This window comes from Stenotrophomonas nitritireducens, assembly GCF_001431425.1.
Taxonomy (GTDB): domain Bacteria; phylum Pseudomonadota; class Gammaproteobacteria; order Xanthomonadales; family Xanthomonadaceae; genus Stenotrophomonas; species Stenotrophomonas nitritireducens.
Genome location: NZ_LDJG01000015.1, coordinates 95,957 through 119,066, shown reverse-complemented (window position 1 = coordinate 119,066; position 23,110 = coordinate 95,957). Strand labels below are relative to the sequence as shown.

Genomic DNA, 23,110 nt, shown 5'->3' with positions numbered 1-23,110 from the left:
GTCATGGCGAGAGGAACGGCATTTACGTCGGAAACCGGCGGCGCTGAGGCAAGGGTCAAAGCCCCTTCGCCGCCTGCGCCACCGCACGGAACAGCGCGCGGCCCTTGTTCATGGTCTCGTGCCACTCCGCATCCGGGTCCGAGTCGTAGACCACGCCGCCGCCGGCCTGCACGTACAGGTAGCCGTCCTGGATGACCGCGGTGCGGATGGCGATGGCGGTGTCGGCGTCGCCGTGCCAGCCGATGTAGCCGACCGCTCCGGAGTACACGTTTCGCTTGACCGGCTCCAGCTCGCGGATGATCTCCAGCGCGCGGATCTTCGGCGCGCCGCTGACGGTGCCGGCCGGGAAGGTGGCGCGCAGCACGTCGCTGTAGCTCAGCCCGGCCTTCAGCGTGCCGGTGACCTCGCTGACGATGTGCATGACATGGCTGTAGCGCTCGATCACGAACTGCTCGCCCACCTTGACCGTGCCCGGCTCGGCGACGCGACCGACGTCGTTGCGCCCCAGGTCGATCAGCATCACGTGCTCGGCGCGCTCCTTGGGATCGGCCAGCAGCTCGACTTCCAGCGCCTTGTCCAGCTCCGGCGTGGCGCCGCGCGGGCGGGTGCCGGCGATGGGGCGCACGGTGACGATGCCGTCGCGCAGGCGCGCCAGGATCTCCGGCGAGGAGCCCACCACCTGGGTGCCGCCGACGTCGATGAAATACATGTATGGCGACGGATTCAGCGCGCGCAGCGCGCGGTACACGTCGATCGGCCGCGCACGGAACGGCACGCGCAGGCGCTGGCTCGGCACCACCTGGAAGATGTCGCCGGCGCGCACGTAGTCCTGCGCCCTGCGCACCACGTCGTGGTACTGCTCGCGGGTGAAGGAGGACTGGAAATCCTGCTCGTCGATGGCGTCGGACACCTGCGCCTGCGGGTAGCCGGCGCCGGCCTGGCGCAGCCGATGCGCCAGTTCGTCGAGGCGGCGGTTGGCGCGCGCCCAGGCCTGCGGCTGGGTCGGATCGGCATGCACGATCAGGTACAGCCGGCCCTTGAGGTTGTCGAACACCGCCAGTTCTTCGGACAGCATCAGGTAGATGTCCGGCGTGCCGAGTTCGTCGGGCTTGTCGCCGGCGCCCAGGTGCGGCTCGATGTACTGGATGCACTCGAAGCCGAACCAGCCGACCAGGCCCCCGGTGAAGCCCGGCAGGCCCTCCAGCTGCGGCACCGAATACTGGTTGCGCAGCACTTCCACTTCGGCCAGCGGATCGGCCACTTCGCGGCGTTCGACCACTTCGCCCAGCTCGCTGACTTCCAGCGTATGCCCACGGAAGCTGTAGATGCGCCGCGCCGGCAGGCCGATGATCGAATAGCGGCCGAAGCGTTCACCGCCCTCGACCGATTCGAACAGGTAGGTATGCGGACCGTCGGCGAGCTTCAGGTAGACCGAGAGCGGCGTGTCCAGGTCGGACAGCACTTCGCGGACGACGGGAACGAAATTACGGGAGCCGGGGGTATGGCCTTCAGCGGCCTGCTGCTGGAACTGCTCGAACGTGATCAAGACGGTCTTCCTTCCGGAAATCGGTGGTGGCGGTACGGACGACGGCAACGGGCCACCATCGCCACCAGCGGCGAGCGGAAGAAAGGGAACGCTTGGTCGTCAGATTGGACACCGCGCAACTGTACCGCAAATGGGCGGCCGCGGGTGCCGCGGCACCGCCACGGAACACTTGCAGGGGCAACTGTTCACGCCCGTCCCATGGTGCTTTCGGGCGGCCATGCCGCGGTTGTCGCCCACCTCAATCCATGGCAGGTGGATGCCGCCGCGGCAGGTGGAGGGTCACGCACAGCCCCGGATTGCCATCGGGACCGGCGTCGCCGTCGGACAGGACGATGGTGCCGCGGTGGCGGGCGACGATGGCGCGCACCAGACTCAAGCCCAGCCCGGTGCCGGGCTGGCCGCGGTCGGCCTGCAGGCGCTGGAACCGATCGAACACGCGCTGACGGTCGCCCTCGGGGATGCCGGGGCCTTCATCGCGGATGCTCAGTTCGGCCTGCTCGCCCGCCGCGGCCATGGCGATGGTGACGGTACCACCGGCCGGCCCGTACTTGAGCGCGTTGTCGAGCAGGTTCACCAGCACCTGGAACAACTGGTCCGGATCGCCCATCACCTGCAGCGGTTCGCCCAGGACGCGCAGCCGCATGCCGCGCTGGGCGGCGACCGGCTGGTAGAGCTCGACCACATCGTCGATCAACCGGTCCAGATCCACGACGGAGGCATCGCCGGCGGTCGCCGGCTGCGCCTCGATCCGCGACAGGCGCAGCAGCGCGGAGAAGGACTGCAGCAGGCCATCGGTTTCCGCCAGCCCCGCCTCCAGTTCGGCCAGCGCCGCCGGCGAGCCGGCGATGGCCGGTACGTCGCGCATCGATTCCAGCCGCGTGCGCAGGCGGCTCAGCGGGGTGCGCAGGTCGTGCGCGATGTGGTCGGTGGCATGGCGGACCGCGTCGAGCAGCGCCTGGATCCGGTCCAGCATGCCATTGAAGCGCAGCGCGACGCGGTCGAACGCATCGCCGCTGCCGTCGCTGTGCACGCGCAGGTCCATTTCGCCGGCGGCCACGCGCTCGGCGGTGCGGTCCAGGCTGCCCAGGCGCCGCGCCACCCAGCGCGAAGTCCAGCGCCCGACCATCGCGCCCATCACCGCCGCGGCCAGCAGCGCCGCCAGTGCCGAGTGCAGGATCAGGCGCAGGAAGCCGTCTTCCGAGCGCATGCGCAGGCCGGCGACCAGGTATTGACCGTTGTCCAGCAGCTGCTGGTGCGCGATCACCCGCGGGTCGTCGTCGGACTCCTCGTCGATGAACTCCAGCCAATGCGCGCTCGCGCTCCAGCCGGGCAGGGCCGCCAGCGTGCCGGCGATGACCCTGCCGTCGGCGTCCAGCAGCAGGTAGACCATGTCCGGATCGTCCGGAGTTTGGATGCGCCCCAGCAGTTCCTCGCGCAGCCGCGCGTAACCGGCGTGACGGTAGAGATCGCGCAGCCCGGCCGCATCGGTGCGTACTACTTCGTGCGCATCGCGTTCGAGCAGGGTCGACACCGCCGCGTAGATGCCGGTGCCGAGCAGGATGAAGGACAGCAGGAAGGCGATGGACACCGCCAGCGCCAGCCGCGAGGTGGTGGAGCGCAGCAGGCGCATCAATCGCCGAGCCGGTAGCCGGCGCCGCGCACCGTGTGCAGCAGCGGCGTGGCGAAGCCGTGGTCGATCTTCTGCCGCAGGCGGCTGATGTGCACGTCGATCACATTGGTCTGCGGATCGAAGTGGTAGTTCCACACCGACTCCAGCAGCATCGTGCGGGTGACCACGCGGCCGGCGTTGCGCATCAGGTATTCGAGCAGCATGAACTCGCGCGGCAGCAGTTCGATGGCGCGGCCGCCGCGCGAGGCGGCGCGGCGCAGCAGGTCCAGTTCCAGGTCGGCGACCTGCAGCCGCGTCGACGGCGCGGCCTGCGACGCGGCCGGACTGCGGCGCGACAACCCGTCAAGCCGGGCGCTGAGCTCGGCGAAGGCGAAGGGCTTGACCAGATAGTCGTCGGCGCCGGCGCGCAGGCCTTCGACGCGGTGGTCGACGTCGGCCAGCGCGGTCAGCAGCAGCACCGGCACCGCATTGCCGGCACCGCGCAGCGTGCGCAGCACGGTGAGGCCGTCCAGCCCGGGGAGCATGCGGTCCAGCACGACCGCCGCATAGGCTTCGGTCGTGGCCATGAACAGGCCGTCGCGGCCGTTGTCCACGCAGTCGACGACGTGCCCGTCCTCGCGCAGCCCCTTGGCGATGAATGCCGAAATCTGCGTATCGTCCTCGACGACCAGTATGCGCATGGAGGCGTGGGTGTGGCCTGGGTGGAGGAAGCATAGCGCCGGCGGCGGCGCCGCTGGCAGGCCCGCGGTCCGGCTCAATGCGTCGCGGCGGGGGCGGCGGGCGGATTGCGGCGGCCGGTGGCTGGCGCGCGGCGTTCGCACTTGCCCAAGGCGCTGCGCTTGAGGCAGCGTGGCGGCGCCTTCGCCACCACGGGCGGCGGCCTTGAAGAGGGAGAACTGGAACTGGGAACCGGCGGCGTGACAGGCCCGGCAACGGCGCCCCCCGCCATCGCGCCGCCAAGGACGGCGAGCAGGACCAAGGCCATCGCCCGATGCAGGCGGCGGATATTCGCGTTCATTGCCCTGCCCTCCGTCACGCTGACCGGACCGGACACAGGCGGGCCACGCCGGCCCATGGACCGGCGTGGCCATCCCGAGCCAGGAACTTACTTGCTGCCCGCACCCGAGGTCGGGGCGGCGACCGCCGGCTTGGCGGTGGCGGCGCGGTGGTGATGCTTCTTGCCGTGGTGCTTGGCGGCCGGCGCGGCGGCCATCTTGGCGGCGGGGGCCATCTGCGTGGCCGGCGCCGCCGGGGTGGCGGGCGTGGCCGGGGCGGTCGACTGCGCGGCGAACGCGGTGCCGGCGCCCAGGGTCAGGCCGACGGCGAGGAGAAGGGCGGAGGTCTTCATATGCGTGATCCTTTGGGCTGGCTGCAGGGTGGAGGTTCAGGAGGATGGTGTTTCCAACCATCGAGGACAGGTTGCGCCACGCCGGCTAACGGGAACGTGGCGCACGCATGAACGCTCTGTAATGTCCGCCACTGCCACGAAGCGGCAATGCTGCCGTCATCGTCGCGTCATCGCCCGTCCGGAGAATGGAAGGCCATAGCAGGGATGATGGATGGAGGCAGGATCAGCCTCCCACGAATTCCCCCGGCCGTGGCGGCGACGCCACGGCCTTTTTTTTATTCCCATCACTTCCCGGAAGCGGAGTACGCGAGGCGCATGACGAGCTGCGTCCGGCGGAGCTTGTGAGGCCCCGCAGGGTGGGCCTTGCCCCGCTCTACAAGACGGCAGGTTCTGTAGCGCCAGGCAACGCCCGGCGGGGCTTCACCGGGAAAGCTTCAGCGGGGCGTTGCCCCGCTCTACAAGACAGCGGGTTCTGTAGCGCCGGGCAGCGCGCGGCGGGGCTTCGCCGGGAAGGCTTCAGCGGGGCGTTGCCCCGCTCTACAAGACAGCGGGTTCTGTAGCGCCGGGCAGCGCCCGGCGGGGCTTCGCCGGGAAAGCTTCAGCGGGGCGCCGCCCCGCTCTACAAGGCGGCGGGTTCTGTAGCGCCGGGCAACGCCCGGCGGGGCTTCACCGGGAAAGCTTCAGCGGGGCCTTGCCCCGCTCTACAAGGCGGTGGGTTCTGTAGCGCCGGCAGCGCCCGCGGGGCTTCGCCGGGAAAGCCTCAGCGGGGCGTTGCCCCGCTCTACAAGGCGGCGGGTTCTGTAGCGCCGGACAGCGCCCGGCGGGGCTTCACCGGGAAAGCTTCAGCGGGGCGTTGCCCCGCTCTACGAGGCGGCAGGTTCTGTAGCGCCGGGCAGCGCCCGGCGGGGCTTCACCGGGAAAGCTTCAGCGGGGCCTTGCCCCGCTCTACGAGGCGGTGGTGTTCCGTGCAGCGCCCGGAGTCCGCGTGTTTCAGCCTTCGGCGAACCGCCGCAGGGCATCGCCCTGCAGCCGGTACACGGTCCACTCGTCCTGCGGCAGCGCGCCGGCGGCGCGGTAGAAATCGATCGCCGGCGTGTTCCAGTCCAGCACCGACCATTCGAAACGGCCGCAGCCCTGCGCCACCGCCAACCGCGCGATGTGCTGCAGCAGCGCCTTGCCCGCGCCGCATCCGCGATGTTCCGGGCTGACGTACAGGTCTTCCAGGTAGATGCCGTTGCGGCCCAGCCAGGTGGAGTAGTTGTAGAAATACACCGCGTAACCGATGGCCTTGCCGTCGCGCTCGCAGACCAGCGCCTGCGCCTTGGCACCGGCGCCGAACAGGCTGGCGCGGATGCCGGCCTCGTCGGTCTGCACCGACGATTCGGCTCTTTCGTAGATCGCCAGTTCGCGGATGAAATGCAGGATCAGGCCGGCGTCATCGGCGACGGCTGGACGGATGTTCAACTCTGGCATCTCAACCTCGCTCAGCAGGGAACGCCGCATTCTGCCAACACCGCACCGGGCTGTCCCCTGTTACTCCCAGCCTGGCGTCGGACCTTTCTCGTCACGGACGATGAATACGCCGTCGAAATAGTCACCCCAGTTCTCGACGCGGAATTCCCCGAACAACCGTGACGCGACCCGCCCCATCGCACTCAAGCGTGTGCCGTCCAGATAGTCCACCGGACCGGCAGCTGCGGACGCTTCTCTTTCCAATGCAATGAAGGGAACTGGTGCCAACCGCCGCACAGGTCCTCCAGCCATCCGCGACCAACCATCCAGTGCGGTTCCACCAATGGCGGCGAAATCGCCACCGAACCGCTCTGCCAGCAACGCGCCCATCGACGACGCCCGCTCCGGAACGCTCTTGCGGGCAGCATGCACGTTTGCGGTCCAGATGACGATCCGCGCATCCCCGGGTAGCCGCTCCAGGTACCAGAGCACATTCCGATACATCACATCGTCGCGCGGGACAACGGATGCTCCTCCAGCGGTCCGATGATGATAGGTGGCTAGATTCCCAAGCATATGCGGTTCGTTTTCACTCAAAGACCGAACCACGGAATCCCGCGCGTGCCGCGCGTGCCGCGCGCAATCGTCCAGCAACCGCTGTTCCGCAGCGTCATAGGGGACGCTGTCGTCATAGCTCCAGAGCAGATTTCTTTCCACGGCATTTTTACATGCCATGCCCTCGTCACCCGGCAATCGACGCCCTACCAGCGCCGGAAGCACCGTCATTGCATAAACGCTTGTCGCACTGACCTGATCGTCCAGGCCGCCGACCAAAAGCCGGCGCTGCATCGAGGAGACCATCAACCATCGACGCCAGTCGGCAAGTTCCTGCACCCACCAGAACCGGCCGATCGCATTGTCCAGTTGCCGCTGCCCGGCGGCTCCCTCTTCCAAGCCATGCTCAAAGCCCAGGAAATCGTAGATCGGCGCTTCAAACAGGACAGCATCGAACCCGCACTGATCGACCAGCCTCCGCACCACCTCGGCCTTGAACCGGAATGCCGATGCCTCGCCATGGCTGGGGAGTTCTCCCAAGGCGACCACACGCTTGGCGCAGAGGGTTTCGACCACCGATACCGGGTCTGGCTGGGCTTGCGAGTTTCCGCTCCAGATGAGGCACGCCAATATCGTCCCCCGACAGAAGGCTGCGAAGCGCCGGCCCTGGAGGCAAAGCCTCATGTCATGCCCAGCCGCAGAGGGAGAGGCCTGCTTGCCTCAGCCCCGCGCCGCGGCGACGTTGCCGCGCATCTGCGCGATCACCTGTGCGTAGTCCGGGGCGTTGAAGATGGCCGAGCCGGCGACGAAGGCATCGGCGCCGGCCGCGGCGATCTGCCCGATGTTGTCGGCCTTCACGCCGCCATCGACTTCCAGGATCACCGGCTTGCCGCGCTTGTCGATCATCGCCCGCACCGCGCGCAGCTTGTCCAGCGTGGAGGGAATGAAGGCCTGGCCGCCGAAGCCGGGGTTGACCGACATCAGCAGCACCAGGTCCAGGTCTTCCAGCACCCAGTCCAGCACTTCCACCGGCGTGCCCGGGTTCAGCACCAGGCCGGCCTTGCAGCCGTGCGACTTGATCAGCTGGATGGTGCGGTGGACGTGCTTCGAGGCCTCCGGATGGAAGCTGATGAGGCTGGCGCCGGCTTCGGCGAAGTCCGGCACGATGCGGTCCACCGGTTCGACCATCAGGTGCACGTCGATCGGCGCGGTCACGCCGTGCTTGCGCAGCGCCTGGCAGACCATCGGGCCGATGGTCAGGTTGGGCACGTAATGGTTGTCCATCACGTCGAAATGGACCCAGTCGGCGCCGGCGGCGATGACGTTGTCGACTTCCTCGCCGAGCCGGGCGAAATCGGCCGAGAGGATGGACGGGGCGATGATGCAGTTGGACATGTCGGAGCCTTTCAGCGCTTGCGCAGGGATTTGATGCGGTCGTAGGCGGCGTTGATCTGCCGGGCCTTCCTTTCGGCCTGGGCGCGCAGTTCGGGCGCGGCGCCGGCCACCTTGTCGGGGTGGTACTGGGAAATCAGGCGGCGATAGGCCAGGTCGATCTCGGCGTCGGTGGCATCGCGGGTGACGCCCAGTTCGCGGTAGGGCAGGTCCTTGCCCAGCTTGAACCAGTCGTTGTCGAACGCGTGCCCCAGCAGCATGCCCACCACCGCGCCGAACAGCGGGTTGGGCCTGAACAGCAGGGCGCCGGCGATGAATCCCAGCAGTTTTCCGTACCAGCGCATGGGTGGGGCTGTGGCCTTGACAGATCGGACGCGCATTTTATGCCACAGCGGCCCCGGACGGCCTTACACTAGGCCGCCCGCCGTCCGCCGCGGGCCCCCCGGGTCCTGTGCCGACGGCTTCATCGCCAAGTTCCAGGAGTGCCCGTGCCGACCACGCTGCTGCAATCCGATCTTCCCGGCCTGCCCTTGCGCCACCGCGGCAAGGTGCGCGATGTATTCGATATCCCGCGCGAACGTCTGCCCGCCGACACGCCTGCCGGCGACTACCTGCTGATCGTGGCCACCGACCGCCTGTCCGCGTTCGACGTGGTGCTGCCCGACCCGATTCCCGGCAAGGGCGAGATGCTGTGCCAGGTGTCGAACTTCTGGTTCGGCAAGACCGAACACCTGATGCCCAACCACCTGACCGGCATCGACGTGGCCAGCGTGCTGCCCGAGGGCGTGGACCCGGCGTTGTACGCCAGGCGCGCGGTGGTGACGAAGAAGCTGAAGCCGGTGCCGGTGGAAGCCATCGCCCGCGGCTACCTGATCGGCAGCGGCTGGAAGGACTACCAGCGCACCGGCCAGGTCAGCGGCATCAAGCTGCCCGACGGCCTGCAGCAGGCGCAGCAGCTGCCCGAGCCGATCTTCACCCCGTCCACCAAGGCGGCGGTGGGCGACCACGACGAGAACATCGACTTCGATGCGATGGTCAAGGCGGTGGGCGCCGACCTGGCCGAAAAGGTGCGCGACGCCACCCTGCGCATCTACAAGTTCGCCGCCGCCTATGCCGCCGAGCGCGGCATCCTGCTGGCCGACACCAAGTTCGAGTTCGGCACCGACGCCGACGGCCGCCTGTACATCATGGACGAGATGCTGACGCCGGATTCCTCGCGTTACTGGCCGGCCGACGAGTACGAGGTCGGCACCAGCCCGCCGAGCTACGACAAGCAGTTCGTGCGCGACTACCTGGAAACGCTGGACTGGAACAAGACCGCCCCCGGCCCGGAGCTGCCGGCCGAGGTGATCTCGCGGACCCGCGACAAGTACGCCGAAGCCCTGCAGAAGCTGGCCGGCATCCACATCGACTGACCACCGGCGCGCCCGCCCGGGCGCGCCCCACACGCCCCGCCGGGAGAAGAGGCAGCATGGACATGAGCGCCGCACGCCCCATCGACCGCTGGTTCGCCAGTTATTCCGGCGACCATCGCAATGCCACCAACCAGGCCATCCACGTGGTCGCGGTGCCGGCCATCGCGTGGTCGGTGATCGCCCTGCTGTGGTGCATCCCGCCGCTGCTGCCGTGGTTCCAGTACGGCATCTGGGCGGCGCTGGCGATGTTCGGCGCCTGGGCGTACTACAACCGCCTGTCGCGGCCGCTGGGCATCGGCATGCTGATCCTGTTCTTCATCTCCGGCTGCCTGTGCCGGCTGCTGGAAGACCGCATCGGCCTGCGCGGCCTGCTTTTCTCCGGCATCGGCGTGTTCGTGGTGGCATGGATCGCGCAGTTCATCGGCCATCACATCGAAGGCCGCCGGCCCAGCTTCCTCACCGACCTGACGTATCTGCTGATCGGCCCGATCTGGGTACTGGCCAAGCTGTACCGCCAGTTCGGCTGGAAGTACTGAACGCCCCGTCCCTTGAGGGAAAGCCCGTCCGTCCGGATCGCGGATACCCCTGTAGCGCCCGGCAACGCCCGGCGGGGTTTTGGGTGATACCCCAGCGGGGCGCTGCCCCGCTCTACAGGATGAGCGCTGCGGCTATGTAGCGCCGGGCAACGCCCGGCGGGGTTTTGCCGGTGATGCCCCAGCGGGGCGCTGCCCCGCTCTACAGGACGAGCCCTGCAGCTCTGTAGCGCCGGGCGACGCCCGGCGGGGCTTTGCCGGTGATGCCCCGGCCGAACGCTGCCCCGCTCTACAGGCCGAACATGTCCCGGGTCGGCAGGAACGGACGCGGCGCATAGCCGAAATCGCGCTGCGCCGGGCCGATGTCGAACACCAGCGGCTCGCGCATACGCGCCAGCGCGGCGGCGTTCATGCCGCGCAGGCGGCCGGCGGCATGGGCCAGCGCCAGCGCGGTGCGGAACAGGGGCGCCGGTACGCGCAGCAGTCGCGGTTGCGGCTGCAGCGCAGCCAGCACCCGCCGCACCATTTCCGCATAGCCCAGGCGTTCGCCGCCCCCCAGCGCATAGGCGCGCCCGGCCGTGTCCGGATGCCGCGGCACCTGCAGCGCGGCGTCGGCCAGGTCCTGCACGTGCACCGGCTGGCGCAGGCCATCGGCTCCGGAGGGCAATACGAACACCCCTGCGCGTGACGCCAACCGAGCAATCGCGGTCAACGTGACGTCGCGGCCGGCGCCGTAGACCAGGGTGGGTCGCAGCACCGTCGCCGCCGCGCCGCGGTCGCGCGCGGTGGCGAACAGGAGGGACTCGGCCTCGCGCAGCCGGCGGGCGACGTCGCGCTCGGCCGCTTCGCTCGAATCCTCCTTGACCTCGACGCTGGTGGAACCGAATGCGACCACGCGCGGTGCGGCGATGCCTGATGCCGCGTACCAACGCGCGAAGTGATCGAGCGGGCCGCAGCTGAACACCGCGTCGAACGGACACGCGTCCTGCCAGTCGCCGGACAGATCGCCCTGCCGCCACGCCAGCCCCGGTGCCGGCGCGCGCGGCGCGCGCGATACCGCGCTGACCTGCCAGCCATCGGCCAGCAGCCCGGCCAGCACCCGCTCGCCGATCTGTCCGCTGCCGCCGAACACCAGCGCGCGCCGCGGCGTCTTTTGGTCGTGTCGCCCTGCTTCCATGGCGAAAGGATAGGCGATCGGAACAGGCTGACGCCCAGCGGGTAGACTCGGCGCGACCGACCTGCCGAGGACGCCATGCCGAACTCCCGCTCCGCGCCGCCGGGCGCCATCCTGCTGGCCACCGACCTGAGTGCGCGCTGCGACCGCGCCCTGTCGCGCGCCCTGCAGCTGGCGCGGCAATGGAATGCGCGGCTGGTGGTGGCGACCGTGCTGCCGCCGGTGCCGGCGCAGCGGATGATCGCCGGCATCCTCGACGCGCCCGACCCGCTGGTCCGCGAGCATGCCCGCCAATCCGTGGAATGGCGGTTGCGCCTCGACCTGGGCGCCGAGGCCGACGGCATCGCGCTGGAAGTGCGCATCGGCGAAGGCCATGTCGGCCGCGCCTTGCTGCAGCTCGCTGCCGAAGCCGGCTGCGGCCTGATCGTGACCGGGATCGCCAGCGATCCGGCGTTCGAGTTGCCCGCACTCGGTTCGAGCGTGCTGTGGCTGACCCGGCATTGCCCGCTGCCGCTGCTGGTCGTGCACCGGCGCGTACGCGCGCCCTACCGCAACCTGGCCGTGGCTACGGATTTCTCGGAAAGCGCCCGCCACGCGACCTGTCAGGCGCTGGACCTGTTCGGCCCGCCGTTGCGGCTGGCGCTGGTGCATGCGCTGGAAACGCCGGGCAGCGCGCTGCTGGCCGGCGACCGCGAGATGCTGCAGGCGCAGGCCCGGCTGCGCGCGAACGAGCAGGCCCGCGATTTCCAGGCCGGCCTGCCGACCCTGGCGGCGCCGGGCCAGGTGCAGGCCGTGATCGAGCCTGGCGATCCGGCGCGACTGCTGCGCCAGCATGCCGAGGCCGAGGACATCGACCTGGCGGTGGTCGGCACGCATGGCCGCGGCGCGCTGTTCGAACTGCTGATCGGCAGTGTCGCGCGGCGCCTGGTCGCCACCCTGGAAACGGACACGCTGCTGGTCCGCGATCCGCGCTCGCTGCCACCACAACCGGAACCCTGAGGCCCGCCTGCCGCTCCGGCAGGCGCCAACTCCTCCTGTCCCTGCCCACGGCATGCCTTCGCCCGGCATGCGCAACGAAGCATCGCTCCACGCGTTGCACGCGGATGCGCCAGTGGCCGCGTCCGCCGCGCCATGCCCCACCAGGCGCGCTCCCCGGCCATCGGGCAGCCACCCGCCGGACACCTGCGCGGACCGGCGCCAGGGCAGGCGCGGCGCGCTCGCCGGCACGCGCGGAACCCGAACGGTCCGTTCATGTATGGGGTTCCGGTAGCAAAAAAGCGCCTGTTAGACTGCAAAACCTGCTCGCGAATCCCGCATTCCCTGCATGACATCCGTTCTCCCCCTGCTGCTCGCGCTGCCATTCCTGATGGCCGCGCTCATCGCCCTGCACGCCCGCCTGTCACGTACGGCGGCCGCGTGGCTGGCCGGCGCGGCGCCGCTGCTGGGCCTGGTGCTGCTCGGAGCGATGACGCCTGCCGTGCTCGATGGCGCGGTGCTGCGCGAGAGCTGGGCCTGGCTGCCGCGGATCGGGCTGGACGCCACCCTGCGCCTGGACGGGCTGGCCTGGATGTTCGCCGGCCTGGTGCTGGGCATCGGCGCGCTGGTGGTGCTGTACGCGCACTACTACCTCTCCGCACAGGACAGCGCGCGCCGCTTCTACAGCTGCCTGCTGCTGTTCATGGGCGCGATGCTGGGCATGGTGCTGTCCGGCAACCTGCTGCTGCTGATGGTGTTCTGGGAGCTGACCAGCATCAGTTCGTTCCTGCTGATCGGCTTCTGGTCGCACCGCAGGGACGCGCGCGAAGGCGCGCGCATGGCCTTCGTCGTCACCGGCGGCGGCGGGCTGGCGCTGCTCGCCGGCGTGTTGCTGATCGGGCGCATCGTCGGCAGCTTCGACCTGGACGTGGTGCTGGCCTCCGGCGAGCTGATCCGCAGCAGCCCTCTGTATCCGTGGGCGCTGCTGCTGGTGCTGGCCGGCATCTTCACCAAGAGCGCGCAGTTCCCCTTCCACTTCTGGCTGCCGCACGCCATGGCCGCGCCGACGCCGGTGTCGGCCTACCTGCATTCGGCGACGATGGTGAAGGCCGGCGTGTTCCTGCTGGCGCGGCTGCATCCGGCGCTGGCCGGCAGCGAACTGTTCTTCTACCTGGTCAGCGGCATCGGCGCGGCCACCCTGCTGATCGGCGCCTGGAACGCGATCTTCCAGCATGACCTCAAGGGCCTGCTGGCCTACTCGACGATCTCGCACCTGGGCCTGATCACCCTGCTGTTCGGCCTGTCCACGCCGATGGCGGTGGTGGCCGGCGTGTTCCACATCCTCAACCACGCCACCTTCAAGGCCTCGCTGTTCATGGCCGCCGGCATCATCGACCACGAGACCGGCACCCGCGACATGCGCCGGCTCGGCGGCCTGCGCCGGCTGATGCCCATCACCAGCGCGCTGGCGATCATCGCCTCGCTGGCGATGGCCGGCATCCCGCTGCTCAATGGCTTCCTGTCCAAGGAAATGCTGTTCGCCGAGGCGCTGGCCACCGGCGGCCCGCAATGGATGCGCACGGCGATGAGCGGCGCGGCGCTGCTGGCCGGCATCCTCGGCGTGGCCTACAGCCTGCGCTTCGTCCACGACACGTTCTTCGGCAAGGGCCCGCTCGATATCGCGGTGGTGCCGCACGAGCCGCCGCGCTGGATGAAGGTGCCGGTGGAGGTGCTGGTGCTGATCTGCCTGGCGGTCGGCATCGCGCCGGCGCTGACCGTGGCGCCGGTGCTGCAGGCCAGCGCGCAGGCCATCCTCGGCCCGGCCATGCCCGCCTACAGCCTGTCGATCTGGCACGGCTTCAACCTGCCGCTGGCGATGAGCGCGGTCGGCGTGGCCGGCGGCATCGCCCTGTATTTCGGCCTGCGCCGTCTGACCGACCTGTACGCCGCCAGCAACCGACCGCTCGGCAAGCAGCTGTTCCAGCGCGGCATGGACGCGCTGTTCGGGCTGGCCCAGCGCCTCACCCATACCCTGGCCAACGGCAGCCTGCAGCGCATGCTGCTGGCGCTGGTGCTGGTCGCGGTGGTGGTGGCCGCCGCGCCCTATGCCGCCGCGCCGTCGCTCCCCGACTGGCCGACGGCGCAGCCGATGCCGCTGCTGGGCTGGGCGCTGTGGCTGGTGATGCTGGCCTGCGCGCTGGGCGCGCTGTTCCTGTACCGGCAGCGCCTGCTGGCGGTGATCGTGATGGGCGGTACCGGGCTGATGGTGGCGCTGGCCTTCGTGTTCCTGTCCGCCCCCGACCTGGCCCTGACCCAGCTGATGGTGGAGACGGTGACGCTGGCGCTGATGCTGCTGGGCATGAACTACCTGCCGGCGCAGTCGCCGCCCGAACGCGCGGCGTGGCGCAAACGCCGCGACGCGCTGATCGCCATCGTCGCCGGTGGCGGCCTGGCCGCGCTGGCCTACGCGATGATGACCCTGCCGCCCAACACCATGGCCGGCGAGATGCTGCGGCGCGCGCTACCCGAGGCCTACGGGCACAACGTGGTCAACGTGATCCTGGTCGACTTCCGCGGCTTCGACACCTTCGGCGAGATCACCGTGTTCGGCATCGCCGCGCTGGTTGTGCACGCGCTGCTGCGCCGCTCGCGGATGGCGCCGGAACAGATCATGCCGGGCCCGCCGATCAAGCTGCCGGTGCCGGCGGATCTTGCCCAGATCATGTTCCCGCTGACGTTGACGGTGTCGATCTTCCTGTTCCTGCGCGGCCACAACGCGCCGGGCGGCGGTTTCATCGCCGGCCTGGTGCTGGCGGTGCCGCTGCTGATCCAGTACGTGATCCAGGGCACGGTGTCGGTGGAATCGCGCTTCGGCTTCGACTACATCCGCTGCATCGGCCTGGGCCTGCTGATCGCCCTGCTCAGCGGCGTGGCGTCGATGCTGTTCGGCGTGCCGTTCCTGACCAGCGGCCACCTCGACCTGCACCTGCCGCTGATCGGCGAAGTGCCGCTGGCCAGTGCGATGGGCTTCGACACCGGCGTGTACCTGGTGGTGTTCGGCGGGGTGATGCTGATCCTGTCGATGATGGGCACCATCAAGCCGTCGCGTACGCGCAACGCGCGCAACGGCGAGATCGACATCCACCGCCGTTCGGCGCGCACCGGGGAGATGCACTGATGGAACTGGCCCTGGCAAGCGCGATCGGCGTGCTCACCGCGATCGGCGTGTACCTGCTGCTGCGCGCGCGCAGCTTCGACGTGATCCTGGGCATGACCTTCCTGTCCTATGCCACCAACCTGCTGATCTTCAGCGCCGGGCGGCTGGTCAGCGGCAAGGCGCCGGTACTCAAGGACGGCGTGGCCTCGGACCTGGCGCACTACACCGACCCGCTGCCGCAGGCGCTGGTGCTGACCGCCATCGTCATCGCCTTCGCCATGACCGCGGTCAGCATCGTGCTGGCGATGCGCAGCCGCAGCGACAACCACAGCGACCATGTCGACGCGCATGAGCCCGACGCAGGCCACGGGGGCGGCGCATGACGAACCACCTGCCGATCCTGCCGATCCTGGTGCCGCTGCTGACCGCGGCGCTGTCGCTGTTCGTCGAACACCGCCGCTACGGCCCCCGGGTGCAGCGCAGCGTGGCCTGGTCCGGCATGGCGCTGCTGGCGCTGGTCGAAGCGCTGCTGATCGCCGCCACCAGCCAGGGCGAGGTGATGGTCTACCTGCTCGGCGACTGGCCGGCGCGGCTGGGCATCGCCCTGGTCGCCGACGGCCTGTCCGGCTGGATGCTCGGCACCACCCTGCTGCTGGCCGCGGCCTGCCTGCTGCACGCCTGCACCGGCTGGGACCGGCGCGCGCCGCACTTCCACGCGTTGTTCCAGTTCCAGCTGGTCGGCCTCAACGGCGCCTTCCTGACCGGCGACATCTTCAACCTGTTCGTGTTCTTCGAGGTGCTGCTGATCGCCTCCTACGGCCTGCTGCTGTCCGGCGGCCGCGGCCTGCGCCTGCGCATCGGCCTGCACTACGTGGTGTTCAACGTCTCGGCCTCGACGGTGTTCCTGGTCGCCCTGGGCATGCTCTACGCCACCCTGGGTTCACTCAACATGGCCGAGATCGGCCAGCGCATCGCCGAGCTGCCGCCCTCGCACCTGAAGCTGGCCAAGGCCGCGCTGGGCCTGCTGCTGGTGGTGTTCTGCGCCAAGGCCGCGCTGCTGCCGCTGTACCTGTGGCTGCCCGAGTCGTATGCGCGCGCGCCGGCGGCGGTGGCGGCGCTGTTCGTGATCATGACCAAGGTCGGCCTGTATGCGGTGCTGCGGGTGGGCACGCTGTGGTTCGGCGAAGGCGCCGGCGCGCTGGCCGGCTACGGCGCCGACTGGCTGCTGTGGGCCGGCGCGGCGACGCTGCTGCTGGGCGCGCTCGGCGCGCTGGCGGCGACCCGGCTGCGGGTGCAGGTGGCCTATCTGGTGGTGGTCTCGGCGGCGACGCTGTTCATCGCCTTCGCGCTCGGCAACGCCGGCACGATCTCGGCCGGCCTGTACTACCTGCCGCACAGCACCTTTACTGCCGCCGCCCTGTTCCTGGTCGCCGACCTGATCCGCCGCCGCCGTTTCCGCAACGGCGAACGCGGCGAGCGCGACCTGGCCGCGGCGCTGCCGGGCAAGACCGTGCCCGGCCTGCTGTTCCTGGTCGGCGCGGTGGCGGTGGCCGGGCTGCCGCCGCTGGCCGGCTTCCTGGCCAAGGCCGCGCTGCTGTCGGCGGTGCCGGCCGCACATACGGGCATGGTGTGGGCGGTGGTGCTCGGCGGCGGGCTGCTGGTGATCATCGGCCTGGTGCGCAGCGGCATCCGCCTGTTCTGGCACGTGCCCGGCGAGGACGATGCGGCGCCGCCGCCCGACCCCGACGTACCGGCGCGGCCGTTCGAGACCGCCGCCACCTCCCTGCTGCTGGCCTGCGCGGTGGCGATGAGCGTCTTCGCCGCGCCGCTGATGCGCCAGACCGATGCCATCGCCGCGCAGCTGCTGGCACCGCAGCAGTACCTGCACGACGTGCGCGGCACCGCCCCGCAATCGAGGCAGCCATGAGCCCGCGCCCGTCCCTGCTGCGGCGGTTGTTCCCGTCGCCCGTGCTGTCGATCACCGTTGTCGCGTTCTGGATGGTGATGTCGGCCAGCTTCGACCTCGGCCAGCTGCTGCTGGGCATGCTGCTGGGCGTGGTGATCCCGCTGTTCGCCGCGCGCCTGGACCGCGAGTTCGCCCGCATCGGCTCGCTGCGGCCGCTGCCGCGGCTGGTGGGCGTGATGCTGTGGGACATCCTGCTGTCCAACTTCCGCGTCGCCGCACAGGTACTGGGGCCGGAGCGCCGTCTCACCCCGGGCTTCATCTGGGTGCCGCTGGACATCGGCAACATCCACGGCATCGCCGCGCTCACCAGCCTGATCACCCTCACCCCGGGCACGGTGTCCTCGGCCCTGTCCGACGACCGCCGCCACCTGCTGGTGCACGTGCTGCACCTGGAAGACCCGCAGGCCCTGATCGCCGAGATCAAGTCCCGCTACGAAGCGCCGCTGATGGAGATCTTCCCGTGACCGGACACCTGGTTTTCCAGACCACGCTGGTGGTGTGCATGCACATGGTCGGGCTGGCGATGCTGCTGGCGCTGTGGCGGCTGCTGCGCGGCCCGACCGTGCCCGACCGCATCCTCGCCCTGGACACGCTCTCGGTCACCGCCATCGCCGAACTGATGCTGTTCGGCATGTACATCAACTCGGCGGTCTACTTCGAGGCCGCGCTGGTGATCGCCATGCTCGGCTTCTGCAGCACCGTGGTGCTGAGCAAGTTCGTGCTGCGCCGGGACATCGTCGAATGATGCTCTTCCTCCAAGTCCTGCTGTCGGCGCTGCTGCTGTCCGGCTGCTTCTTCATCCTGGTCGGCGCGCTCGGCCTGGTACGCCTGTCCGACTTCTTCAAGCGCCTGCACGCGCCGACCAAGGCCAGCACGCTGGGCGTGGGCTGCGTGCTGGTGTGCTCGGTGGCCTACCACATCTTCCTCGGCGAGGACCCGCAGCCGCGCGAGCTGCTGATCACCGTGTTCCTGTTCATCACCGCGCCGATCAGCGCGCACCTGATGGCCAAGGCCGCGCTGTCGCTGATGATGGAAAGCCGGCCGGAAGTGCCGGGCGACAGCAGTGCGCGCAAGGAACAGCTGCCGCCGCCGGAAGGTCGCGACGGCGACTGAAGGCCGCAGGGCGGTCGCGCCCTGTCATCACGCTTTCACCTGCGCCGGGCAGGCTCAGGGCTCCGCGCCGCATCGCCCCTCCGCCCATGCAACCGCGCAAGACCGACCTCGCGCATGCCGCACTCCAGGCCCACCGCGCCCCGCTGGACCTGCGCCAACGCCGTGCCCTGATCCTGTGCGACGGCAAGCGCGGCCTCGGCGAACTGAGCAACCTGCTCGGCGACGATGCGCCGGCGCTGATCGCACAGTTGCAGCGCGAGGGTTACCTGCACGTGGAACAACCGGCGCCGACAGTGGCGGCGGACGCCGCCCCCGCCGCCATGGCGCGGCGCCGTTCGCTGGTCGCCGCGCGCATCTACCTGCTGGACATGCTCGCACTGCAGCGCAATCCGGCGGCGGCGCGCCTGCACCAGCTGCTGCAGGCCACGCGCGAGGAGTCGGACACCCTGCATGCGCTGCGCCTGGCGCTGGCGCAGCTCCCCGCGATGACCTCCGACGGCTACGTGCAGCGCGTGCGCGACCGCCTGCGCGAAGTGCTGCCCGAGTCGCACCTGGCCGCGGTGCTGGAGACGCCGCTGCCGGCCTGAACCATTCCCGTGGCGGCGCGAAGTTGCCGCGCAGCCCACCACAGCAGGCCTGTCAGTCGCGCTGGCGGTGCCCCGGCGGCGATGGCCTGTTCGGCCGGGCGGATCAGGCCACGGATCTGGAGCATGAAGACCGTGGCGGATGGCTGCAGCCCTGCCCATCCGCCCCGCAGCGCGGGCCGTCCGGCACCCGGCATGACCGCAACGCCAATGGCCGCCTTGCCACTTGACCTGTCCTAGAATGCGCCAAAGCGTCCCGTGAGCGCTCATGGACATGAAAGCATGAACGACCTGTTGGCCGGACTGGTGAATGCGGCGGGTGCGGCGGCGACAGCCGGACACTGGCAGGAAGCGGAGCGCCTGTGGGCGCAGGTCCGCGCACGCGATCCCGGCCATGTGCAAGCCCTCTTCAGCCTCGGGGTCCATGCGTTCCAGCGCAACGATTCGGCCGCCGCGCTCGACCTGCTTGAGCAGGCGCGCGCGGGCGCACCTGGCGACCCGATGATTCCGTTGAGCATTGCCCGTGTGCACCGGGAGGCGGGGCGTACGGAACAGGAATGGGCTGCCATCATCGCAGCGCTCGATATCGACCCGTATTTCCTGCCGGGCCTGCTGGCCCGTGGTGAATTCCTTGAACGACAGAAACGCTCCCGGGCCGCCGCAGCGGTGTTCCGCGACGTAATGAAGGTGGCGCCGCCGCAGGAGCAATGGCCGCGCGCGCTGCAAGCGCGCCTGCAGCACGCGCGCGATGCCGTCGCGCGGGACACCGAGGAGATCGCCGCATTCCTGCATCACCAGACCGGCGCGCAACGCGCGGCCGTGAATGCCGCGCTGGGCAGCCGCTGGGATGAAGCGATCTCCCTGCTCGCCGGAAAAAGCAGGCCCTACCACTCCGTCTGCAACCAGTTGCAGGTACCCCGCCTGCCGGCGATCACCTTTTACGACGATGCCCTGTTCCCCTGGATGCGCGAGCTCGAATCGCGCACCGATGCGATCAAGGCCGAGTTGCAGGAGATGATCGTGCGCCGCGGATCCGAATTCGTGCCGTACATCCAGTATCCACCGGGCACGCCGGTCAACCAGTGGGACAAGCTCAACCATTCGCATAGCTGGAGCGGCTTCCACCTCTATGCGCATGGCGAACCGGTACACGAACATCTGGCGCAGTGCCCGCGCACCGCCGAAGCGCTGGCCTTGGTGGATTCAGTGGAAATAGCCGGTCTCTGCCCGAACGCCATGTTCTCCGCGCTGGCGCCCGGCGCGCACATTCCACCGCATACAGGCGAGACCAATGCGCGGCTGGTCGCGCACCTTCCGCTGGTGGTGCCGGACGGCTGCCACTACCGCGTCGGCTACGACTGGCGACAGTGGCGGGAAGGCAAGTGCTGGGTGTTCGACGATACGCTCGAACACGAAGCGCGCAACGACGGCAGCGCACTGCGCGTGATCCTGATGTTCGACGTATGGAACCCGCTGCTGTCTGTGGCCGAGCGCGAAATGGCGACGGCACTGGCTGGCGCGATGCGCAGCTGGCGCATGGCGGACGACGGAGCCTGAACCGGCCGGTTATGCTGCCCCTTCCATAGGATCGATGCCGCCCATGTTGATGCGCCGCCTGTTGCCCTCGCTCCTGTACCTGCTCGCCCCGACGTTGGCGGCGCAACCCCTCCTTCATGCCTGCGCCAGCGTGGCCGAGCCGGCCGCGCGGCTGGCCTGCTACGACAAGGCGTTCCCGCCACCGCCTGCCGTGCATGCGGCGGCGGCGGAAAAGGCGCAGGCGGATTTCGGCTTGGCCAAACCCCATGAGCCCCTGCTCAACCCGGGACAGACGCATGAGCAGGCCGCCCCGGAACGGATCGAAAGCCGGGTGGTCAAGGTGGAGTACGGCCGCGCCGGGCAACGCAGTTTCACGCTCGAGAACGGGCAGGTCTGGACACAGGCCGAATCGCGCAGCAGCGGCCATGTACAGGCCGGCGACAACGTACAACTGCGCAAGGGGCTGTTGGGCAGCTATGTGCTGGTAACACCCGCAGGCGTGCGCCTTGGCGTGCGCCGCATGCGCTGAGCATCCATGCCCGCACCGCACGGCCAGCCGTTGAACCCAGCGCAGGCCCAGCGCTTCAAGCAGGCGCAGGGCCTGCTGCAGTCCGGACAGCGCGCGCAGGCGCTGTCCATCGCCGAAGCGCTGACCCAGCAGGCAGCGCAGGCTGTCGACGCATGGCAGTTGCTGGGCATGTGCCTGGCGGACGATGGCCGCCAGGCGGAGGCGAATGCAGCGTTCGAACGCGCCCTGGCCCTGCTGCCGGGCAATGCCACGGTATCGCGCAATTACGGAATTTCCCTCGCCCGCCACGGCAAGGCGCTGCGTGCACAGGATCGACTGGAAGCAGCCGAACCGGTGTTGCGCAAAGCGCTCGCCCTGTCGCCGGAGCAGGCCTCCGCATGGGTCGACCTCGGGGCCGTACTGCGCTTGCTGGGGCGCATCGACGAAGCCTTGTCCGCCTACCGGCAGGCAGAGGAATTGCTGCGCCGGCGTGGCGTCGATGCGCCCGAGCTGCAGGACGCCATCAACGGCGTGCTGGCCGATGCGGGCCGCACCGCCGAAGCACTGGCCGGTGCACGCAGGCTGGTCGCCCGGCATCCGGGCCATGCGCCTGCGCACGAAACCCTGGGGAACCTGCTCTGGGAAAACGGCGCGACACTGGCGCCGGGCGAAGACCCGCTGGATGCGCTTCGCGCCGCGGCACGGGCACAGCCGGACAACCGGGCGCTGCAGCTGGCTTTCGTGCGCATGCTGGTGGCGACCAAGAACGCCGATGAGGCCATCGCGCTCCTTACCCCGCTGCGCCGGCGCGAACCCGGAAACGCCATGCTGGAGTGGTTCGCCGCTGATGCGCTGGACACGCTGCAACAGCATGAGCAGGCCGCGCCGCTGTACGCCGCGGCGGCACGCGGCGAATTGGGCGTGCTGCCGGAATTCCTCAACGCCCACGCACGGCACGCATTCCGCACGGAACGCTTCGACCTGGCTGCCAGGTGCGCGGAAAAGGCGGTCCGGCTCGACCCGCACAACCAGGAAGGCTGGAGCCACCTGGGTACGGCATGGCGGCTGGCCGGCGACGAGCGCGAGCATTGGTTGTTCGATTACGAAAAGCTGGTCGGCTATGTCGAGATCGCCCCCCCACCCGGTTTCAACGATCTCCCCGCGTTCCTGCATGCGCTGGCCGCAACCCTCGATGCCATGCACGGTGCCACCCGCGAGCCGGTGAACCAGAGCGTGCGCGGCGGCACGCAGACGGCAGGCCAGCTGTTCGGACGCAGCGACACGGTAATCGATGCTGCCCAGGCCGCCCTGAGCAACGCTGTCGAAACCTGGCTGGCGACAATGCCGGTCGACCCGACGCACCCGTTCCTCTCGCGCAGACGGCGCGAGATCCGCTTCGCCGGCTCCTGGTCGGTGAAACTCCGCTCATCGGGGCATCATTCCAACCACATCCATACCAAGGGCTGGGCAAGCTCCGCCTTCTATGTCGCCCTGCCCGGCAGCGTACTGGCGTCGGACGCCACGTCATGCGCAGGCTGGATACAGTTCGGGCAGCCGCTGGAAAGCCTGGGACTTGACCTGCCGCCTCGTCGCCTCATCCAGCCCAGGCCCGGGCATCTGGCCCTGTTCCCTTCCTACATGTGGCACGGCACCGTGCCGTTCGACGACCCCGAGTCGCGGCTGACCATCGCCTTCGACGTGCAGCCGAAGAACTGACGCCCTACCAGGCAGGCCCCGAGCCCATGGAGCCGCGGCGGCCCTGGAGTTCTGGCGCAGCGCATGGCTTTCGCGCACCATGAGGTGTCATGCCGTTCCCCCCGCCAAACCCATGGCGGGCCTACCTTACCCAGCCGAAGATGCCGCCATGCACGTCGATTCCATTCGTCCCGCCCGCCCATCGTCCGCGCCTGCAACTGACACACCGCAGCCGTGGCGCACTGCTCGCCTGATGCTCGCAACGGCGGCCCTCGGCATGCTGCCCATCGGCCAGGTAGCGGCGCAGACAAGCGCTCCCGCAAATTCTCCCGAAGCCCAAGAAGCCGCCCCCCCGGCCAAGCAGGGCAAGCCCGTCAGGATCTGCGAGTACGAAGACATCACCGGCAGCCGCATGAAGAAGCGGATTTGCCTCACACCGGAACAATGGGAAGCGCGCCAGAAAGCGGCAAAGGATTTCACCCGCGAACTGGATGCAAAGCCGGTGGCGAAGGACGGTGACGAAGGCTGAAA

Annotated in this window: 24 protein-coding genes; 14 read left to right on the top strand and 10 right to left on the bottom strand. The window is 69.4% G+C overall.

The features are described 5' to 3' along the window. Positions 1–55: 55 nt before the first annotated feature. The 9 genes from trpE to ABB22_RS10440 all read right to left on the bottom strand — a co-directional run bounded on the left by trpE (position 56) and on the right by ABB22_RS10440 (position 8,267). Positions 56–1,546, bottom strand: a complete 1,491-nt coding sequence (gene trpE / locus ABB22_RS10475; RefSeq protein WP_055766379.1) for an anthranilate synthase component I — start codon at positions 1,544–1,546, stop codon at positions 56–58. Between the two features lie 238 nt (positions 1,547–1,784). Beyond that, a complete protein-coding gene (locus ABB22_RS10470; RefSeq protein ID WP_152984124.1) occupies positions 1,785–3,176 on the bottom strand; it encodes a sensor histidine kinase in 1,392 nt (463 codons plus the stop codon). Beyond that, on the bottom strand, positions 3,176–3,856 hold the full coding sequence (locus ABB22_RS10465; protein WP_055766385.1) for a winged helix-turn-helix domain-containing protein: 681 nt from the start codon (positions 3,854–3,856) through the stop codon (positions 3,176–3,178). Before ABB22_RS10465 ends, ABB22_RS10470 begins: the two co-directional genes overlap by 1 nt. A 74-nt stretch (positions 3,857–3,930) precedes the next feature. After that, positions 3,931–4,194 carry a hypothetical protein gene (locus ABB22_RS18185; protein WP_152984123.1) on the bottom strand — a complete coding sequence of 88 codons (264 nt, stop codon included), beginning with the start codon at positions 4,192–4,194 and terminating at the stop codon, positions 3,931–3,933. A gap of 87 nt (positions 4,195–4,281) precedes the next feature. Further along, positions 4,282–4,524, bottom strand: coding sequence for a hypothetical protein (locus ABB22_RS10460; RefSeq protein WP_152984122.1), 243 nt, complete (start codon positions 4,522–4,524; stop codon positions 4,282–4,284). Positions 4,525–5,514: 990 nt separating this feature from the next. Further along, on the bottom strand, positions 5,515–5,997 hold the full coding sequence (locus tag ABB22_RS10455; RefSeq protein ID WP_055767372.1) for a GNAT family N-acetyltransferase: 483 nt from the start codon (positions 5,995–5,997) through the stop codon (positions 5,515–5,517). A gap of 60 nt (positions 5,998–6,057) precedes the next feature. Continuing rightward, positions 6,058–7,107, bottom strand: a complete 1,050-nt coding sequence (locus ABB22_RS10450) for an erythromycin esterase family protein (RefSeq protein ID WP_161809363.1) — start codon at positions 7,105–7,107, stop codon at positions 6,058–6,060. Between the two features lie 144 nt (positions 7,108–7,251). Then, positions 7,252–7,926 carry a ribulose-phosphate 3-epimerase gene (gene rpe, locus ABB22_RS10445; RefSeq protein ID WP_055766391.1) on the bottom strand — a complete coding sequence of 225 codons (675 nt, stop codon included), beginning with the start codon at positions 7,924–7,926 and terminating at the stop codon, positions 7,252–7,254. An 11-nt stretch (positions 7,927–7,937) separates the two neighbouring features. Further along, positions 7,938–8,267, bottom strand: coding sequence for a J domain-containing protein (locus ABB22_RS10440; protein WP_055766393.1), 330 nt, complete (start codon positions 8,265–8,267; stop codon positions 7,938–7,940). Positions 8,268–8,411: 144 nt separating this feature from the next. Here ABB22_RS10440 and ABB22_RS10435 point away from each other — a divergent pair, with 144 nt between their 5' ends. Both ABB22_RS10435 and ABB22_RS10430 read left to right on the top strand, forming a co-directional pair. Then, entirely contained in the window at positions 8,412–9,338 is a 927-nt protein-coding gene (locus ABB22_RS10435) for a phosphoribosylaminoimidazolesuccinocarboxamide synthase (protein ID WP_055767375.1), read from the top strand. Positions 9,339–9,394: 56 nt separating this feature from the next. Next, a complete protein-coding gene (locus tag ABB22_RS10430; RefSeq protein ID WP_055766397.1) occupies positions 9,395–9,874 on the top strand; it encodes an Mpo1 family 2-hydroxy fatty acid dioxygenase in 480 nt (159 codons plus the stop codon). A 286-nt stretch (positions 9,875–10,160) separates the two neighbouring features. Here ABB22_RS10430 and ABB22_RS10425 read toward each other — a convergent pair whose 3' ends face one another. Beyond that, positions 10,161–11,048, bottom strand: coding sequence for an NAD-dependent epimerase/dehydratase family protein (locus ABB22_RS10425; protein ID WP_055766399.1), 888 nt, complete (start codon positions 11,046–11,048; stop codon positions 10,161–10,163). 75 nt (positions 11,049–11,123) lie between these two features. Between ABB22_RS10425 and ABB22_RS10420 the strand changes: the two genes are divergently transcribed. The 12 genes from ABB22_RS10420 (at position 11,124) to ABB22_RS10365 (ending at position 23,108) form a co-directional block, all read left to right on the top strand. Next, positions 11,124–12,044 (top strand): universal stress protein, encoded by a 921-nt coding sequence (locus tag ABB22_RS10420; RefSeq protein ID WP_055766401.1) that lies wholly within the window; start codon positions 11,124–11,126, stop codon positions 12,042–12,044. A gap of 325 nt (positions 12,045–12,369) precedes the next feature. Then, a complete protein-coding gene (locus ABB22_RS10415) occupies positions 12,370–15,198 on the top strand; it encodes a monovalent cation/H+ antiporter subunit A (RefSeq protein ID WP_055766406.1) in 2,829 nt (942 codons plus the stop codon). Then, the gene (locus ABB22_RS10410; RefSeq protein WP_055766408.1) at positions 15,198–15,560 is read left to right on the top strand and encodes a Na+/H+ antiporter subunit C; all 363 of its coding nucleotides are present in this window, start codon (positions 15,198–15,200) and stop codon (positions 15,558–15,560) included. The genes ABB22_RS10415 and ABB22_RS10410 overlap by 1 nt, the downstream gene beginning before the upstream one ends. Beyond that, on the top strand, positions 15,557–17,104 hold the full coding sequence (locus ABB22_RS10405; protein ID WP_055766411.1) for a monovalent cation/H+ antiporter subunit D: 1,548 nt from the start codon (positions 15,557–15,559) through the stop codon (positions 17,102–17,104). The genes ABB22_RS10410 and ABB22_RS10405 overlap by 4 nt, the downstream gene beginning before the upstream one ends. After that, positions 17,101–17,607 (top strand): Na+/H+ antiporter subunit E, encoded by a 507-nt coding sequence (locus ABB22_RS10400; protein WP_055766413.1) that lies wholly within the window; start codon positions 17,101–17,103, stop codon positions 17,605–17,607. Before ABB22_RS10405 ends, ABB22_RS10400 begins: the two co-directional genes overlap by 4 nt. Positions 17,608–17,645: 38 nt before the next feature. After that, positions 17,646–17,888 carry a K+/H+ antiporter subunit F gene (locus ABB22_RS10395; RefSeq protein ID WP_267914007.1) on the top strand — a complete coding sequence of 81 codons (243 nt, stop codon included), beginning with the start codon at positions 17,646–17,648 and terminating at the stop codon, positions 17,886–17,888. Beyond that, on the top strand, positions 17,885–18,256 hold the full coding sequence (locus ABB22_RS10390) for a Na+/H+ antiporter subunit G (protein WP_055766420.1): 372 nt from the start codon (positions 17,885–17,887) through the stop codon (positions 18,254–18,256). Before ABB22_RS10395 ends, ABB22_RS10390 begins: the two co-directional genes overlap by 4 nt. Positions 18,257–18,342: 86 nt before the next feature. After that, on the top strand, positions 18,343–18,843 hold the full coding sequence (locus ABB22_RS10385; protein ID WP_055766423.1) for a hypothetical protein: 501 nt from the start codon (positions 18,343–18,345) through the stop codon (positions 18,841–18,843). Between the two features lie 279 nt (positions 18,844–19,122). Further along, the gene (locus tag ABB22_RS10380) at positions 19,123–20,397 is read left to right on the top strand and encodes an aspartyl/asparaginyl beta-hydroxylase domain-containing protein (RefSeq protein ID WP_055766426.1); all 1,275 of its coding nucleotides are present in this window, start codon (positions 19,123–19,125) and stop codon (positions 20,395–20,397) included. A gap of 43 nt (positions 20,398–20,440) precedes the next feature. Further along, on the top strand, positions 20,441–20,905 hold the full coding sequence (locus ABB22_RS10375; protein ID WP_055766429.1) for a hypothetical protein: 465 nt from the start codon (positions 20,441–20,443) through the stop codon (positions 20,903–20,905). A gap of 6 nt (positions 20,906–20,911) precedes the next feature. Then, positions 20,912–22,600: a putative 2OG-Fe(II) oxygenase gene (locus ABB22_RS10370; RefSeq protein WP_082443516.1), complete on the top strand. Its 1,689-nt coding sequence runs from the start codon at positions 20,912–20,914 to the stop codon at positions 22,598–22,600. 148 nt (positions 22,601–22,748) lie between these two features. Then, on the top strand, positions 22,749–23,108 hold the full coding sequence (locus ABB22_RS10365; RefSeq protein ID WP_152984120.1) for a hypothetical protein: 360 nt from the start codon (positions 22,749–22,751) through the stop codon (positions 23,106–23,108). Positions 23,109–23,110 lie beyond the last annotated feature (2 nt).